The following is a 16,760-nucleotide window of genomic DNA, read 5'->3' on the forward strand; positions in this document are numbered from 1 at the left end:
CCAAGATTTTTTGGCGGGCCCGGGCCTTCGCGTCTGCCGTTACGCCTTGCGCAGGCGGAACGTCAGGGTCAGGGACTCGTCGGTGAACGGCTCACCATAGGTGTCGTCCGCCTCGCCCTGGGCGAAGTCCGTGGCGAGGACCTCCTCGGCGATCAGCTCCGAGTGCTGGGTCAGCGCCGCGATGACCGCCGGGTCCGACGCGGTCCAGCGGAGCGCGATGCGGTCGGCCACGTCCAGGCCGCTGTTCTTGCGGGCCTCCTGGATCAGCCGGATCGCGTCACGGGCGAGACCCGCCTGCCGCAGCTCCTCGGTGATTTCCAGATCGAGGGCGACGGTCGCGCCGGAGTCGGACGCCACCGACCAGCCCTCGCGCGGGGTCTCCGTGATGATCACCTCGTCGGCGGCGAGGGTGACCGTCTCCCCGTCGAGCTCCACCGACGCCGTGCCTTCGCGCAGTGCCAGGGACAGCGCCGCCGCGTCGGCGTTGGCGATGGCCTTCGCCACGTCCTGGACACGCTTGCCGAAGCGCTTGCCCAGCGCACGGAAATTGGCCTTCGCCGTCGTGTCGACCAGCGAGCCGCCGACCTCGGAGAGGGACGCGAGCGCCTCGACGTTCAGCTCCTCCGTGATCTGCGTGTGCAGCTCGGCATCCAGCGTCTCGAAGCCGGCCCCCGCGACCAGCGCGCGCCGCAGCGGCTGGCGGGTCTTGACGCCCGACTCCGCGCGCGTGGCGCGACCCAGCTCCACGAGACGGCGCACGAGCACCATCTGCTTCGACAGCTCCGGGTCGATCGCGGACAGGTCCGCCTCCGGCCAGGACGCCAGGTGCACCGATTCGGGGGCGCCCGGGGTCACCGGGACGACCAGGTCCTGCCAGACCCGCTCGGTGATGAACGGCGTGATCGGCGCCATCAGCTTGGTGACCGTCTCGAGGACCTCGTGCAGCGTGCGCAGCGCCGCCTTGTCGCCCTGCCAGAACCGACGACGGGAGCGGCGGACGTACCAGTTCGACAGGTCGTCGACGAACGCCGACAGGAGCTTGCCGGCGCGCTGGGTGTCGTACGACTCCAGGGCCTGGGTCACCTGGTCGGTGAGTGCGTGGAGCTCGGACAGCAGCCAGCGGTCCAGGACCGGACGGTCGGCCGGGGCGGGGTCCGCCTCGCTGGGCGCCCAGTTCGAGGTGCGGGCGTACAGCGCCTGGAAGGCGACCGTGTTCCAGTACGTCAGCAGCGTCTTGCGGACGACCTCCTGGATCGTGCCGTGGCCCACGCGGCGGGCCGCCCACGGCGAGCCGCCCGCCGCCATGAACCAGCGGACCGCGTCCGCGCCGTGCTGGTCCATCAGCGGGATCGGCTGCAGGATGTTGCCCAGGTGCTTGGACATCTTGCGGCCGTCCTCGGCGAGGATGTGGCCCAGGCACACCACGTTCTCGTACGACGACTTGTCGAAGACCAGCGTGCCGACCGCCATCAGCGTGTAGAACCAGCCGCGGGTCTGGTCGATGGCCTCGGAGATGAACTGCGCCGGGTAGCGGGACTCGAACAGCTCCTTGTTCTTGTACGGGTAGCCCCACTGCGCGAACGGCATGGAGCCCGAGTCGTACCAGGCATCGATGACCTCCGGCACCCGCGTGGCCGTCTTGCCGCACTGCGGACAGGCGAAGGTGACCTCGTCGATGAACGGGCGGTGCGGGTCGAGGTCCGACTGGTCGGTTCCGGTCAGCTCGCCGAGCTCGGCGCGGGAGCCGGCGACGGTGAGGTGGTCGTCCTCACAGCGCCAGATCGGCAGTGGGGTGCCCCAGTAGCGGTTGCGGGACAGCGCCCAGTCGATGTTGTTGGTGAGCCAGTCGCCGTACCGGCCGTGCTTGACGGTCTCGGGGAACCAGTTGGTCTTCTCGTTCTCCTCGAGAAGACGGTCCTTGATGGCCGTGGTGCGGATGTACCAGGACGGCTGCGCGTAGTAGAGCAGCGCGGTGTGGCAGCGCCAGCAGTGCGGGTAGCTGTGCTCGTAAGGGAGGTGCTTGAAGAGCAGACCGCGCTGCTGGAGGTCCTCGGTGAGCCGTTCGTCCGCCTTCTTGAAGAAGACGCCGCCGACCAGCGGGACGTCCTCCTCGAAGGTGCCGTCGGGGCGGACCGGGTTGACCACGGGCAGGCCGTACGCGCGGCCGACCTTGAGGTCGTCCTCGCCGAAGGCGGGGGACTGGTGGACCAGACCCGTGCCGTCCTCGGTGGTGACGTACTCCGCGTTCACCACATAGTGGGTGCCGCCCGGGGTCTCCGGGAACTCCACCAGCTCGAACGGACGTCGGTACGTCCAGCGCTCCATCTCGGCGCCGGTGAAGGTCTGGCCCGTCGACTCCCAGCCCTCCCCGAGCGCCTTGCCGACGAGCGGCTCGGCGACGACGAGCTTCTCCGCGCCTTCTGGGCCCTTCGTCGCGACGACGTAGGTGACCTCGGGGTGCGCGGCGACCGCGGTGTTGGAGACCAGGGTCCACGGAGTCGTCGTCCACACCAGGAGCGCGGCCTCACCGGCCAGCGGACCGGAGGTGAGCGGGAAACGGACGTAGACCGACGGGTCGACGACCGTCTCGTAGCCCTGCGCCAGCTCGTGGTCCGACAGACCGGTTCCGCAGCGTGGGCACCAGGGGGCGACGCGGTGGTCCTGGACGAGCAGGCCCTTCTTGAAGATCTCCTTCAGCGACCACCAGACCGACTCGATGTACTCGGGCTCCATCGTGACGTACGCCTCGTCGAGGTCGACCCAGTAGCCCATGCGGGTCGTCAGCTCGGAGAAGGCGTCGGTGTGACGGAGGACGGACTCGCGGCACTTGGCGTTGAACTCCGCGATGCCGTACGCCTCGATGTCCTTCTTGCCGCTGAAGCCGAGTTCCTTCTCCACCGCCAGCTCCACCGGCAGGCCGTGGCAGTCCCAGCCGGCCTTGCGGCCCACGTGGTAGCCGCGCATGGTGCGAAAGCGTGGGAAGACGTCCTTGAAGACGCGGGCCTCGATGTGGTGGGCACCCGGCATGCCGTTGGCGGTGGGCGGGCCCTCGTAGAACACCCACTCGGGGCGGCCCTCGGACTGCTCCAGGCTCTTGGCAAAGATCTTCTGCTCGCGCCAGAAGTCGAGCACCGCGTGCTCGAGCGCGGGCAGGTCGACCTGGGCGGGCACCTGGCGGTACTGCGTCATCGATCTTCCTCCGGCGGACGTTCTGCCTTCCGTCGGAGGGACGAGAGCCGGGAATCGTCTTCATTCCCTGCACGCCGTGTGCGGCGCGCTCCCGCGGTACCACCCTCCTTGGCTCTCCGGTGCGGCGTACGCGCCGGTGAGCCCCCTCATTGGGGTCGCGATGCCGGTTCTACCGGCCCTGGGTGGCCCGTGGGCGGAGCCCACTGTCCAAGGCTTTCTTCCGGCGGCTCCGGGGTGATCTTCACGTCGCGCTCGCCCCCGGGCTTCCACCGTCCCCGGGTCGCTCATGGCTGCGTACGGCGCTACTCGTCCCCATCCACGCTTTTCGCTCCGCCCAGTGTACGGCGCCGCACGGATGGCGGCCGACCTGATTTCCGCCTCCCGTGGCCGGGGGCGCCGAGGGGCTGCCGGTGACCCGAATGGCGCGGCGACCGGTGTCCGGATCCTGGGACGCCGGTTCCGGCGGATTACCCGGCGGAGAGCTGGGCACAACGGATGCAGGCTCGCCGTGCGGCACGCGTGCGGCGGGCGAGTCGTTGGCGTGCCCCGTTGCCGCGGGCCAGAAGTCGATTTATCGTCCCAGCACGATTCGCGCGCGAGATCACAATATGTGAAGGGGCCGCGGCCATGGTGGCGAAAAAGACCGCCGTACAGCAGTCGGCGTGCGGCAGATCCACGGATGCGGCTGCCTCCGGCGGTTCGGAGGCCAAGGACATGCGCGGGAAGAAGAGCGCCCACGCGGCACTGGCGAGCGGGACGGTCGGGCTGGTGAAGAGGCTGGGCGCGGCTGTCGGCGTGGCCTCGAAGCCGGAGGCCGGGTCCGGGCAGAGGGCGGCGCGGCGCCGCCCGGGGGCCGTGGGACGGAGTACTGCAGCCACCCCGGGTGCTGCCGGAAATGACGCGGGGGCCGCGCGGGACCGGGGAGGAGGCCGCAAGGAGGCGGCCGCCGCGAACCCGGCAGGCGGACGCAGGAGGGCGGCTTCCGGGGAGACGGCAGCCAGACGGACGGCTGCCGAGAAGGCCGAGGCCAAGACGCACGCCGCTGAACCTGCGGGCCCTGCGAAGAGGACTTCGACGAGGACGACCGCCAAGGTGGCGGCCTCCACCACGGCGCGGGGCAAGGAGGCGGCCTCAGGGAAGGCGAGCGCCAAGGAGGCAGCGGCCCAGATGGCGGCTTGCGGGAAGGCTGTCGCGAGTGGGGGCGCCTCCCGTGCGACGGCCGCGAAGAAGGCGGCGGCTGCCAAGACGGCCGGTGGAAAGCCGGTCTCCAAGACGGCGGGCAAGGAGACGGCCGCCACCGGGAAGGCGGACGCCGGGAAGCTGGCCCCTGCGCGGGCGGCCGGGAGAGCGGTCCCTTCGAAGAAGGCGGCCAAGGAGAAAGGCGGTCCCGAGCAACCGGCGGCGAAGAAGGCGGCGGCCGGAAAGAAGGCTGTGGCCGACACCGTCGCGAAGAAGCCGGCAGCGAAGAAGTCCGTCGCCAAGGAGGCAGCGGTGACCAGCACCGTCGTGAAGAAGGCGACAGCGGCGAAGAAAGCCGTCGCCAAGAAGGCGGCGGCCGGCACCGTCGCCGAGGAGGCTGCGGCGAAGAAGGCCGTCGCCAAGAAGGCAGCAGGCAAGAAGGGAGCAGGCAAGAAGGCAGCAGCCAAGGAGACCGTCGCCAAGGAGACGACTCCTGCCAAGGCCGCTGCCGCGAAGAGCGCCGCGAAGGGCGGCACCACGAAAAGCACCCCCACAAAGAGTGCGGCCAAGAAGAGCACAGCCAAGAAGACAGGCGCGGGAAAGGCCGCGAAGAAGACGGGAGCCACGACGGTGGTTGCGAAGAAGACTCCTGGCACGGCCACGGCGGCGAAGAATCCCACCGCGGTCCCCAAGGCGCGGCTCGCCGCCGCGAAGCCCGGCGAGCTGGCGGTGCGCCCCGGCGAGGACCCGTGGACCGCCGAAGAGGTGGCCGAGGCACGCACCGAGTTGCAGTCGGAGTCGATGCGGCTGCGCGGTGAGATCGACGCGTCGGAGCGGTCGTTGGTCGGCCTGATGCGGGATTCCGGGGACGGCGCCGGCGACGACCAGGCGGACACCGGCACGAAGAACATCACGCGCGAGCACGAGATGGCGCTCGCCGCCAACGCGCGCGAGATGCTCGAACAGACCGACCGCGCCCTGGACCGCCTCGACTCCGGCACCTACGGCCTGTGCGAGAGCTGCGGCAACCCCATCGGCAAGGCCCGTATGCAGGCCTTTCCCCGCGCCACACTGTGCGTGGAGTGCAAGCAGAAGCAGGAACGCCGCTGACGGCCACCTCCTGAACACCTGGCGGAGCCGGGTGGTGTCGTACTCTCGTCCTCAGTCAGGGCACCTAGGTTGAGGGACTCACGTGGCAGAGGCGGAGCGCATCATCGGTACGCCGGAAATCCCAGACGCGTCGGGGACCGGGCCGGAGCAGTCCGACGGGCAGGTCCCGGCCGAGGGCTCCGGCGCGGAGGGCTCGGGGTCCGGCGCAGCCGAGCGCCCCAGAGGCAAGCGCCGGATCGCGGTCCTGTTCTTGGTCGCCGCGTTCGCCTACGCCCTCGACCTGGTCAGCAAGCTGATCGTGGTCGCGAAGCTGGAGCACCACGCCCCGATCGAGATCGCCGGGGACTGGCTGAAGCTGGAGGCGATCCGCAACCCGGGCGCCGCCTTCGGCTTCGGCGAGGCCTTCACCGTGATCTTCACGGTGATCGCGGCCGCCGTGATCGTGGTGATCGCCCGTCTCGCGCGCAAGCTCTACAGCCTGCCCTGGGCGATCGCGCTCGGCCTGTTGCTCGGCGGCGCCCTGGGCAACCTCACCGACCGCATCTTCCGCTCGCCGGGCGTCTTCGAGGGCGCGGTCGTCGACTTCATCGCGCCGAAGCACTTCGCCGTCTTCAATCTGGCCGACTCGGCCATCGTCTGCGGCGGCATCCTGATCGTGCTGCTGTCCTTCCGCGGTCTGGACCCGGACGGAACGGTCCACAAGGACTGAGCGCCCGGGACTCTCGTACGGCGCTGTCGGACCCGTCCGGCATACTCGACGGGTGAGTACCCTTCCCGAGATCCGCACCCTGCCCGTACCCGACGGCCTGGAGGGCGAGCGCGTCGACGCCGCCATCTCCCGCATGTTCGGCTTCTCCCGTACGAAGGCGGCGGAGTTGGCCGCTGCGGGCAAGGTGCTGGTCGACGGCACGGTGGTAGGCAAGTCGGAGCGGGTGCGAGGCGGGGCCTGGCTCGAAGTAGAGATGCCGCAGGCGCCCGCACCGGTGCAGGTGGTCGCCGAGCCGGTCGAGGGCATGGAGATCGTGCACGACGACGAGGACGTGGTCGTGATCATCAAGCCGATCGGTGTGGCCGCGCACCCCTCGCCCGGCTGGTCGGGCCCGACTGTGATCGGCGGTCTCGCCGCCGCCGGGTACCGCATCTCGACCTCGGGCGCCGCCGAGCGCCAGGGCATCGTGCACCGCCTCGACGTCGGCACGTCCGGCCTGATGGTCGTGGCCAAGTCGGAGTACGCGTACACGTCGCTCAAGCGCCAGTTCAAGGAGCGCACGGTCGACAAGCGCTACCACACGCTCGTCCAGGGCCACCCCGACCCGACCAGCGGCACCATCGACGCGCCCATCGGCCGCCACCCGACCCACGACTACAAGTGGGCGGTCACGGCCGACGGCAAGCCCTCCATCACCCACTACGACCTGGTCGAGGCCTTCCGCTCGGCTTCCCTGCTCGACGTCAAGCTGGAGACCGGCCGCACCCACCAGATCCGTGTCCACATGGCCGCGCACCGGCACCCGTGCGTCGGAGACCTGACGTACGGCGCGGACCCGACGCTTGCCAAGCGGCTCGGTCTGACCCGCCAGTGGCTGCACGCGGTGCGGCTCGGCTTCGAGCACCCGTCGGACGGACAGTGGGTCGAGTTCGAGAGCGCCTACCCCGCCGACCTGCAGAAGGCGCTGGACAAGGTGCGAGAGGAGAGCTGGGCATGACCGCCGCGTACGTGGTGCGGACAGCAGAAGACCCCGCCGACCGCGAGGCGTGCTTCGCGGTCCGCAAGGAGGTCTTCGTCGGCGAGCAGGGCGTCCCCGAGGACATCGAGTACGACGCCTACGACGCCGATGCCGTGCATGTGCTGGCTCTGCGGGAGGACGGCGTGCCGCTCGGGACGGGTCGGCTGCTGTACGGGGAGACGGCCGCGGCGAAGACCGGCGGCGACCCGTCCGTGGGCTCCCTGGGGCGGCTCGCGGTGAAGCGGGAGGCGCGTGGTCTCGGTGTCGGCGTGGCGCTGGTGCGGGCGATCGAGGACGCGGCACGCGCGCGAGGCCTGGCGGCGGTGGACCTGCACGCGCAGACGCAGGCGCTGGGGTTCTACGAGCGGCTGGGGTACGAGGCGTACGGCCCCGAGTTCCCCGACGCGGGTATTCCGCATCAGGCGATGCGGCGTCCGCTGTAGCCGAGGGTGCCGAGGGGCCCGCGAGACGGGTTACATGGCAGGCTTGAGGTCTGCTGTGTGGGCGTCGAACCTCCCGGAGCGCTGACGTGGATCAGTTGGCCCTGTTGCTCCTGCTGCTGCTCGGGGCCGTGGTGAGCGTCCCGGTCGGGGACCGGTTGGGGCTGCCGTCACCGGTGCTGATGACGCTGTTCGGGATCGTGCTGGCGCTGCTCGACTTCGTGCCCGATGTGAACATCCCGCCCGAGCTGATCCTGCCCGCGCTGCTGCCGCCGCTGCTGTACGCCGCGGTGCGCCGGACCTCATGGCGGCAGTTCGCGGCCAACAAACGGCCGATCTTCCTGCTGGCCGTCGCACTGGTGTTCATCACCACCGTGTCGGTGGCTGCCGTGGCCCACACGATCGTGCCGGGGCTGCCGATCGCCGCCGCGGTCGTGCTCGGCGCGCTGGTGGCGCCGCCCGACCCGGTCGCGGCCACGGCCGTCGCGGGACAGCTCGGGCTGCCCCGCCGTCTGGTGTCGATCCTGGAGGGCGAGGGGCTGTTCAACGACGTGACGGCGATCGTGCTGTACCACGTCGCGATCGCCGCCGCCGTCAGCGGGACGTTCTCGCTGCCGCACGCCCTGCTCGAACTGCTGCTCTCCGCGATCGTCGCCCTGGTCGTCGGGCTCGCGATCGGCTGGGCCGCCAACAAGCTGCTGGACCTGCTCGACGACGCCACCCTGCAGGTCGGCCTGACACTTCTGGTGCCCTACGCGTCGTACGTCCTGGCCGAGGAACTGCACGGCTCCGGCGTACTGGCCGTACTCATCACCGCGCTGTTCCTGGCGGAGTACGCAAGCGACCCGGACGACGTGCTGATGCGGCTGGCCGGGCACACCTTCTGGGACGTGGTGGACACCCTGGTCACCGGCATCGCTTTCGGACTGATCGGGCTGGAGCTGCACCACGCGATCCGGACCGCGTCCGGGCGGTGGGGCGAGATGCTCGGCTGGGCCGCCGCGATCGTGGCCGTCGTGGTGCTCGTACGGCTCGTGTGGCTGCTGCCCGCGACCTGGCTGACCAAGCGGCTGCACGCCAAGCGGGACTACGACGAGGACATCCCGATGTCCTGGCGCGAGACCGTCGTGATGTGGTGGTCCGGGATGCGGGGTGTGGCGTCGGTGGCACTGGCCCTGGCCATTCCTCTGACGATGGACGACGGGTCGCCCTTCCCCGACCGGGACGAGATCGTCTTCATCGCGTTCGGGGTGATCATGGCGACGCTCGTGCTCCAGGGACTCACGCTGCCCTGGCTGGTGAAGAAGCTGGGGGTGCGGGCTGACACAGAGCGCGAGAAGGACTTCGAACGTGAACTGGCGGTCCGCGCGGCCAAGGCGGCGAAGCGGAGGCTGAGGGAGATCGAGGACCTCGAGGAGCTGCCGGAGGAGCTGTCCGAACAACTGCTGCGGCGAGTCTCCGACATCGGCGTGCGCATCAGCCCCGACCTCGGGGACGAGGAGCGCCGCGAGGCGCACGCGCAGCGCGCCAGGCGCCTCAAACGGCTCCGCCGGATCCAGGGCGAGATGCTCAGCGCGGCACGGCACGAAGTGCTGGCGGCGCGCAGCGAAGCGGGGGCGGACCCGGAGATCGTCGACCGGGTGCTGCGCCACCTTGACGTGCGCAGCCTGCGCTGACGTTGGTCGGGACACCCAGGGCCCGACGCGCGCGAAGCGCCCGGCGGAAGGCAACCGCCGTGCGCGTGCCCGTCTTTGTACGATCGGATCATGGCGCGCAATGTGGTGATCAGTGGTGGCGGAACGGGAATCGGGCTCGCGGCTGCGCGGGCCTTCGCCGCGGACGGGGACAGGGTGCTGCTCCTCGGCCGGCGGGCAGAGGTGCTCGAGAAGGCCGAAGTGCCCGGCGCACTCACCTGTGCGGCGGATCTGAGCGATCCGCGGGCCGTGCGCGCGGTCGCCCGGGTCGTGGCCGACGAGTTCGGCACCGTGGACGTCCTCGTCAACAGCGCGGGTGGAGCCGGGAATCTGGAGCCCAAGGCCGACACCGAGGACCCGCTCGAAGCCGTCGCGGACACCTGGACCGTCAACTTCCGGCTCAACGTGCTGACCGCGGCCCTGCTCACGGAGGCACTGCGGGACCGGCTCGCCTCGCCCGGCGGGCGCGTGCTGTTCCTCAGCTCCATCGCCGCCTACCGCGGCTCCGGCAGCGGGGCGTACGCCGCGGCCAAGGCCGCACTGCACCCCTACGCCTTCGATCTGGCCCGCGACCTGGGACCGCGCGGTATCACGGTCAACGTGGTCGCGCCCGGCTATGTCGAGGACACGGAGTTCTTCGGTGACGCGATGGACCCGGCACGGCGCGAGCGGCTCGTCGCGGAGACGTCGACCGGCCGCGCCGCGACGCCCGGTGACATCGCCGCGACCCTCCACTGGCTGGCATCCCCCGGATCGCGGCACATCACCGCGCAGGTGATCCAGGTCAACGGTGGCGCGGAGCGCGGGCGCTGACGGACCGGCGTCTCAGCCCTGGCCCGTCCGCGGCGGCTCGTACGCCCTGCGGGCCGAGCCGTCGGGCGACACGTGCCCGTTCCTGCTCGGCGGCGGCACGGCGTCCGCCGTGTTGACCCGCGGCAGCGCGTACGGGTGCTCCTCGGACAGCCAGCGGATCATCTGCTCGCGGACCGTGACCCGTACCGTCCAGATGTCGTCCGCGTCCTTCGCGGTCACCAGCGCCCGCACCTGCATGGTGTTGGGCGTCGTGTCGGTGACCTGGAGGCCGTAGGCGCGGCCGTCCCACGCCGGGCACTCGCGCAGGATGTCGCGGAGCTTCTCGCGCATCGCCTCCACGGGCGCGGCGTGGTCGACGTGGAAGTAGACGATGCCGGTCATCTGGGGGCTGCCCCGCGACCAGTTCTCGAACGGCTTGGAGGTGAAGTACGACACCGGCATGGTGATCCGGCGCTCGTCCCACGTCCGTACCGTCAGGAACGTGAGCGTGATCTCGTCGACGGTGCCCCACTCGCCGTCCACCACCACCGTGTCGCCGAGCCGGACCATGTCGCCGAACGCGATCTGCAGCCCGGCGAACAGGTTGGCGAGCGTGGACTGGGCCGCGACACCGGCGACGATGCCGAGGATGCCGGCCGAGGCCAGCAGCGAGGCGCCGGCCGCGCGCATGGCGGGGAACGTCAGCAGCATGGCGGAGACCGCCATCACGCCGACGACCGCCGCCACCACCCGCATGATCAGCGACACCTGGGTGCGCACGCGCCGGACCCGGGCCGGATCGTGGTGGGCGCGGGCATAGCGGGTGTACGACGTCTCGACCACCGCGGCCGCGATACGGATCACCAGCCAGGCGGCGGAACCGATCAGCACCAGCGTGAGGGTCCGCCCGACGCCGACCCGGTGGGCGTCGAGGAGCTTCGCCTGGTCGTAGGAGCCTCTCAGCAGGGCGGCGCACAGAACGAGCTGGTAGGGGATTCGGCCGCGACGGAGCAGACCCCACAGCGGCGTCTCCGGGTGCCGGCCGTTCGCCTTGCGCAGCAGGAGGTCCGTGCTCCACCCGATCAGCAGTGTGAGCACGACCGAGCCGCCGACGACGATCACCGGGCGCAGTACGTTCTCCATGCCTTCGAACCTAACCGGCCGACGGCATCATGAACATGTGGCCTCGATCCGCCCGGGAACGCGCTGCTTACGGCGCCCGCGGTCCCAGCTGGCACCATGGGCCTCATGAACATCATGCTCTTCCACTCGACGTACGGACTGCGGCCTGCCGTACGGGCCGCCGCCGACCGGCTCCGTGCCGCCGGGCACCAGGTGTGGACCCCGGACCTGTTCGACGGCCGCACCTTTGCGACGGTGGAGGAGGGCATGGCCCACAAGGACGAGATCGGCAAGGAAGAACTGCTCAAGCGGGCCGTTCTGGCCGCCGCCCCGTACTCGGAGCGAGGGCTCGTGTACGCGGGATTCTCCCTCGGCGCCGCCACCGCCCAGACCCTGGCGCTCGGGGACAGCAACGCCCGCGGACTCCTGCTGCTGCACGGCACGTCGGACATCGCGCCGAGCGCCTCGGTGGACGGACTGCCGGTGCAGCTGCACGTCGCCGAGCCGGATCCGTTCGAGACGGACGACTGGCTGAGCGCCTGGTACCTGCAGATGGGCAGGGCGGGCGCGGACGTGGAGATCTACCGTTACCCGGGCGCAGGTCACCTCTACACCGACCCCGGGCTGCCGGACTACGACGAGGAGGCGGCCGAGGCCACCTGGCGGGTGGCGCTCGGCTTCCTCGACAGTCTGTGACCGGCTTCTCGGCGTGGCTCACACCGGGTCGTACGTGCGCTCGACCTTCTGTGTGCCGCTGCGGGTGCGGTACGAACGCGCCCAGGACGAGGTGGCGTTCGCGTCGGTGCGGTCGGACAGGACGTAGTAGTCCATCTGCGCGCGCTCGGCGGTGATGTCCAGCACGCCGTAGCCGTGGCGGTCGGTGTCCACCCAGTGGACATGCCGGTTGGCCGCGCGGATGATCGGCGAGGCCACCGCCGAGACGGTGCCCTCGGGGACCTTGACGATGTCGTCGAGGTTGTCCGAGGTGACCGAGGTGACCACGAACTCGGTGCCGGCCGAGGCGGACAGCGGGTACGTGCCGGTGTCGATCGGCACGTCGTTCGCCCATGCCATGTGGATGTCGCCGGTCAGGAAGACCGTGTTCCTGACGGCGTTGTCGCGCAGATGGGCCAGGAGTTCCCGGCGGTCGTCCGTGTACCCGTCCCACTGGTCGGTGTTGAGGGCGATGCCCTCCTGCGGCAGACCCAGCAGCTTCGCCAGGGGCTTGAGGAGGTCGGCGGTGAGCGAACCGACGGCGAACGGCGAGATCATCACGGAGTTGCCGACCAGACGCCAGGTGGTGTCGGACGCCTTCAGACCCGCCTTCAGCCAGTCGAGTTGGGCGCGTCCGGTGATCGTACGGTCCGGGTCGTCGACCGAACCGCCGGCCGTGGACGCCTGCTGCGACCGGAAGGAGCGCAGGTCCAGCAGGGAGAGGTCGGCGAGCTTGCCGAAGCGCAGCCGGCGGTAGGTGGTGCCCTCGATCGCGGGGCGGACCGGCATCCACTCGAAGTACGCCTGCTTCGCGGCCGCCTTTCGGGCCGTCCATGTGCCTTCGGCGCCCTCGGTGTGGTTGACCGCGCCGCCCGACCAGGCGTTGTCGGCGAACTCGTGGTCGTCCCAGATCGCGACGACCGGCGCCTTGTGGTGCAGGGCCTGCAGGTCGGGGTCGGTCTTGTAACGGGCGTGCCGGGTGCGGTAGTCGGCCAGGGTGATGATCTCGTTCGCCGGGGAGTGCGGGCGGACGACCGTGCCGCGGGTCCCGTACTCGCCGCTCTTGTACTCGTAGATGTAGTCGCCCAGGTGCAGCCATGCGTCGAGGTCGCCGCGGGCGGCCAGGTGGCGGTACGCGGAGAAGTAGCCGGCCTCCCAGTTGGCGCAGGAGACCACGCCGAAGCGCAGTCCGGACACGGCGGCGTCGGCGGCCGGGGCCGTGCGGGTGCGGGCGAGGGGGGAGTCGGTGCCGCCGGCGGAGAAGCGGAACCAGTAGTCCGTTGCGGGTTCGAGACCGCGTATGTCCGCCTTGACGGTGTGGTCGGAGGCGGCGGTCGCCGTGAGGGACCCCTTGGCGACGATGTCGGTGAGCGCCTTGTCCTTGGCGACGATCCAGCTCACCTCGGTGTCCGGGCCGAGCCCGGAGCCGGGCAGCGCCTCGGCGGTGGGCGTCACCCGGGTCCACAGCAGGATGCCGTCGGGCAGGGGGTCGCCGGAGGCCAGGCCGTGCAGGAAGGCGGGGGCGTCGGCGGCCGCGCGGGCCGGGAGGGCGGCGGCGAGCGGAATGCCGAGAACGGCGGTGGCGGCCGCGGCCTTGACGACCGTACGGCGGCGCAGGGAAAGGGAGTTGGCGCTCTCGGATGATCTGTATCGACTGGTCACGGGCGCTCAGATTACTGACCAGTACGCGCAAAGAGCGGGCGAACACGGAAAAGTTCGCCCGCTCTTCGTCTGCCGGACCGCTCAGGCCCGGGCCCCCGATCCGGTCACGCCTTGAGCGCGTTGTCGATCGCCGTGGTGAACTCCGCCACGGTCATGGGTGCGTTCTGGCCGTCGGACCCGGTGATCGTCTTGCCGTCCATCTTCAGCGTCGGGGTGCCCTGCACGCCGCTCTTGTTGAACTGCGCGGACATGTCCAGCGCCCACTTGTCGTAGGTGCCGTCCTTCACGGCCTTCTGGAACGCGGCGTTGCCCTTCAGGGCGGGCACCGTGTCCGCGACCTTGATCAGGTAGTTGTCGTCCTTGAACTTGTCGTCGGTCTCGTCGGGGTGCCACTTCTTCGAGTACAGCGCCGTCTTGTACTCGAGGAAGGCCTCCGGGCTCACGTTCAGCGCGGCGCCCATGGCGCTCAGCGCGTTCTTGGAACCCTCGCCCTGGGTGTTGGTGTCGATGAACGAGGCGCCGACGTACTGGATCTTGAACGTGCCGTCGTCGACGTCCTTCTTGACGGTCGAGCCGACGGTCTGCTCGAACTGGGCGCAGATCGGGCAGCGCGGGTCCTCGTACATCACGAGGGTCTTCTTGGCGGTGCTCTTGCCGATGACGACGGTCATGCCGTCGGTGCCGCTGGTGTTGGCCGGCTTGACGAGCTTGTCGTTCTTCGCCGCCTCCCAGTAACCGGGCTTGTTATTCTGGACGACGGCGTAGCCTATGCCGCCGGCGGCGGCCAGGACCGCGACGACCGAGGCGGCGACGATGACCTGCCGCTTCGCCTTGTCGCGCTTGGCCTGCCGCTCACGCTCCAGACGAAGCCGCTCACGGGCGGCGGTCTTCGCCGTCTGACTGTTCCGCTTGCTCATTGGGTGATCTCCATGGGGACGCGCGCACACGCTGTACGCGGGATACGTAGGGGGACTTCCGGTGCTCGGATGCTTCGGGTACTTCAGGCGAAGGCGAGCGAGCGCGGCGGACCCCGGCGTCCCAGGGAGTGCACGAACAGGCGGGTGCGGGCGGTGGTGACGCGGTGCACGGGGCGCGGCGCCCGGCGCACCGGGGCGAGCCGTATCGCCACCGCGGCGACCGCGATCAGCAGCGGCCGGAACGTGGTCGCGGCCACCGCGCGCAGCAACTGGGCCAGCGCCCGCTCGCCCCGGCGCAGCCAGGCGGCCGCGAGCAGTCCCACGGTCACATGGGCGGCGAGCAGCAGCCAGGCGGTGGCCGGGTCGGCGAGGAGCGCAGCGACCCGGTCGGTGCCGGTGCCGGTGACCCGGGTCAGTGGGGCGCCCACGCTGCCGCCGCTGCACAGGACGTCCAGGCCGACCGAGCGCAGTGGACCGGTGACCGGGCCGCCCGCCCTGCCGTAGCAGGCGTGCTGGCCCGTGGTGAACACCGTGTCCGCGGTCAGCTCCAGCGGGACCAGCAGGGCGGCGATCTTCCCGAAGCCGCGTTCGCGGCCCGCCAGCGCGAACGCGACGACGAAGACGGCGGCGGCGATCGCGGCCACCGTCCCCATCGGCAGCGGGACCTCGGACAGCAGCACGTGCGACGCGGTGCTGAGCGTCACGACCACCGCCGTGAACAGCGCCGCGCGCACGGCTCTGAGCTGGGTCCCGGATATGTCCATAGCGTGGAGAGTCTCCCACGCGCTCCCGTAAGGGTCCCTTAAAGGGTGGCTTTGCGTTACGGGAGCGTTGTGCGGGAGCGGTCGAGGAGCCTCACAGACCCGGAATCCGGCCGTTGCGGAACAGGTCCACGAAGATCTGGTGGTCGGTACGCGCGCGTGCCCCGTACCCGTGCGCGAAGTCCACCAGCAACTCCGGGAAGCCCGGCTCGTCCGCGGCGATCGCCGCGTCGATGGCCCGCTCCGTGGAGAAGGGCACCAGGGACTCGCCGGACTGGTCGTCCGCCGCCGCCTGCATCGTGGCCGTGGCCCGGCCCAGGTCGGCGACGACCGAGGCGATCTCCTCCGGGTCGTCGATGTCGCCCCAGTCGAGGTCCACGGCGTACGGCGACACCTCGGCGACCAGCTGGCCCGCGCCGTCCAGCTCGGTCCAGCCCAGCCACGGGTCGGCGTGCGCCTGCAGGGCGCGCTGGGAGATCACCGTGCGGTGGCCCTCGTGCTGGAAGTACTCGCGGATCGCCGGGTCGGTGATGTGATGGGAGACGGCCGGGGTCTGAGCCTGCTTGATGTAGATCACCACGTCGTTCTCCAGGGCGTCGCTGTTGCCCTCGAGAAGGATGTTGTACGACGGCAGGCCCGCCGAGCCGATGCCGATGCCGCGGCGGCCGACCACGTCCTTCACGCGGTAGGAGTCCGGGCGTGCCAGGGACGACTCCGGCAGCGTCTCCAGGTAGCCGTCGAAGGCCGCGAGCACCTTGTAGCGGGTGGCCGCGTCGAGCTCGATGGAGCCGCCGCCCGGCGCGAAACGGCGCTCGAAGTCGCGGATCTCGGTCATCGAGTCCAGCAGCCCGAAACGGGTCAGCGAGCGGGCGTCGCGCAGCGCGTCCAGGAGGGGGCCCTGGGCGGTGTCCAGGGTGAAGGGTGGCACCTCGTCGCTCTTGGCGCCGGTCGCCAGGGCGTGGATGCGCTCGCGGTAGGCCGTGGCGTAGACCTTGACCAGCTGGGTGATCTGCTCGTCGCTGAGCGCCTTCGCGTACCCGATGAGCGCCACGGAGGCGGCGAAGCGCTTCAGGTCCCAGGTAAAGGGGCCGACGTACGCCTCGTCGAAGTCGTTCACGTTGAAGATCAGGCGACCCGTGGAGTCCATGTACGTGCCGAAGTTCTCGGCGTGCAGGTCGCCGTGGACCCACACCCGCGAGGTGCGGTCGTCCAGGTAGGGGCCGCCCCGCTTCTCGGCGGCCAGGTCGTGGTAGAAGAGGCACGCCGTGCCCCGGTAGAACGCGAAGGCGGAGGCCGCCATCTTGCGGAACTTCACGCGGAACGCGGCCGGGTCGGCGGCGAGCAGCTCGCCGAAGGCGGTGTCGAAGACGGCGAGGATCTCCTCGCCGCGTTGCTCGGCGCTGAGCTGCGGAACCGACATCGCTGGGTGCCTCCAGGTGCAGTGGTGCGTGAC

The 16,760-nt window shown here is 70.5% G+C and carries 13 protein-coding genes; 7 read left to right on the forward strand and 6 right to left on the reverse strand.

Annotated elements, in window-relative coordinates; genetic code table 11:
* Nucleotides 1–39: 39 nt before the first annotated feature.
* Complete coding sequence (gene ileS / locus ACZ3TS_RS03060; protein ID WP_467613257.1) at nucleotides 40–3,189, reverse strand: isoleucine--tRNA ligase; 3,150 nt, start codon at nucleotides 3,187–3,189, stop codon at nucleotides 40–42.
* 627 nt (nucleotides 3,190–3,816) lie between these two features.
* On the opposite strand from ileS, the gene ACZ3TS_RS03065 reads away from it, so the two are divergent.
* The 6 genes from ACZ3TS_RS03065 (at nucleotide 3,817) to ACZ3TS_RS03090 (ending at nucleotide 10,152) form a co-directional block, all read left to right on the forward strand.
* Nucleotides 3,817–5,478 (forward strand): TraR/DksA family transcriptional regulator, encoded by a 1,662-nt coding sequence (locus ACZ3TS_RS03065; protein WP_467613259.1) that lies wholly within the window; start codon nucleotides 3,817–3,819, stop codon nucleotides 5,476–5,478.
* Between the two features lie 82 nt (nucleotides 5,479–5,560).
* Complete coding sequence (gene lspA, locus ACZ3TS_RS03070; RefSeq protein WP_467613261.1) at nucleotides 5,561–6,187, forward strand: signal peptidase II; 627 nt, start codon at nucleotides 5,561–5,563, stop codon at nucleotides 6,185–6,187.
* 52 nt (nucleotides 6,188–6,239) lie between these two features.
* Nucleotides 6,240–7,184 carry an RluA family pseudouridine synthase gene (locus ACZ3TS_RS03075; RefSeq protein ID WP_467613263.1) on the forward strand — a complete coding sequence of 315 codons (945 nt, stop codon included), beginning with the start codon at nucleotides 6,240–6,242 and terminating at the stop codon, nucleotides 7,182–7,184.
* Complete coding sequence (locus tag ACZ3TS_RS03080; RefSeq protein WP_467613265.1) at nucleotides 7,181–7,648, forward strand: GNAT family N-acetyltransferase; 468 nt, start codon at nucleotides 7,181–7,183, stop codon at nucleotides 7,646–7,648. Before ACZ3TS_RS03075 ends, ACZ3TS_RS03080 begins: the two co-directional genes overlap by 4 nt.
* Nucleotides 7,649–7,734: 86 nt before the next feature.
* Nucleotides 7,735–9,321 carry a Na+/H+ antiporter gene (locus tag ACZ3TS_RS03085; RefSeq protein WP_467613267.1) on the forward strand — a complete coding sequence of 529 codons (1,587 nt, stop codon included), beginning with the start codon at nucleotides 7,735–7,737 and terminating at the stop codon, nucleotides 9,319–9,321.
* Between the two features lie 90 nt (nucleotides 9,322–9,411).
* Nucleotides 9,412–10,152, forward strand: a complete 741-nt coding sequence (locus ACZ3TS_RS03090) for an SDR family NAD(P)-dependent oxidoreductase (RefSeq protein WP_467613269.1) — start codon at nucleotides 9,412–9,414, stop codon at nucleotides 10,150–10,152.
* Between the two features lie 12 nt (nucleotides 10,153–10,164).
* Here the strand turns inward: ACZ3TS_RS03090 and ACZ3TS_RS03095 are convergent, their stop codons facing one another.
* A complete protein-coding gene (locus ACZ3TS_RS03095) occupies nucleotides 10,165–11,274 on the reverse strand; it encodes a mechanosensitive ion channel family protein (RefSeq protein WP_467613270.1) in 1,110 nt (369 codons plus the stop codon).
* A 105-nt stretch (nucleotides 11,275–11,379) separates the two neighbouring features.
* Between ACZ3TS_RS03095 and ACZ3TS_RS03100 the strand changes: the two genes are divergently transcribed.
* Nucleotides 11,380–11,949, forward strand: coding sequence for a dienelactone hydrolase family protein (locus ACZ3TS_RS03100; protein ID WP_467613272.1), 570 nt, complete (start codon nucleotides 11,380–11,382; stop codon nucleotides 11,947–11,949).
* An 18-nt stretch (nucleotides 11,950–11,967) separates the two neighbouring features.
* Here ACZ3TS_RS03100 and ACZ3TS_RS03105 read toward each other — a convergent pair whose 3' ends face one another.
* From ACZ3TS_RS03105 to ACZ3TS_RS03120, 4 genes are all read right to left on the reverse strand, one after another.
* Nucleotides 11,968–13,629 carry an alkaline phosphatase D family protein gene (locus ACZ3TS_RS03105; protein ID WP_467613273.1) on the reverse strand — a complete coding sequence of 554 codons (1,662 nt, stop codon included), beginning with the start codon at nucleotides 13,627–13,629 and terminating at the stop codon, nucleotides 11,968–11,970.
* A gap of 104 nt (nucleotides 13,630–13,733) precedes the next feature.
* Entirely contained in the window at nucleotides 13,734–14,546 is an 813-nt protein-coding gene (locus ACZ3TS_RS03110) for a thioredoxin domain-containing protein (protein WP_467613275.1), read from the reverse strand.
* Between the two features lie 83 nt (nucleotides 14,547–14,629).
* Nucleotides 14,630–15,310, reverse strand: coding sequence for a hypothetical protein (locus ACZ3TS_RS03115; protein ID WP_467613277.1), 681 nt, complete (start codon nucleotides 15,308–15,310; stop codon nucleotides 14,630–14,632).
* Nucleotides 15,311–15,401: 91 nt separating this feature from the next.
* The gene (locus ACZ3TS_RS03120) at nucleotides 15,402–16,727 is read right to left on the reverse strand and encodes a DUF2252 domain-containing protein (protein ID WP_467613279.1); all 1,326 of its coding nucleotides are present in this window, start codon (nucleotides 16,725–16,727) and stop codon (nucleotides 15,402–15,404) included.
* Nucleotides 16,728–16,760 lie beyond the last annotated feature (33 nt).

The sequence above is a fragment of the Streptomyces sp. NPDC022910 genome (genome assembly GCF_055561075.1).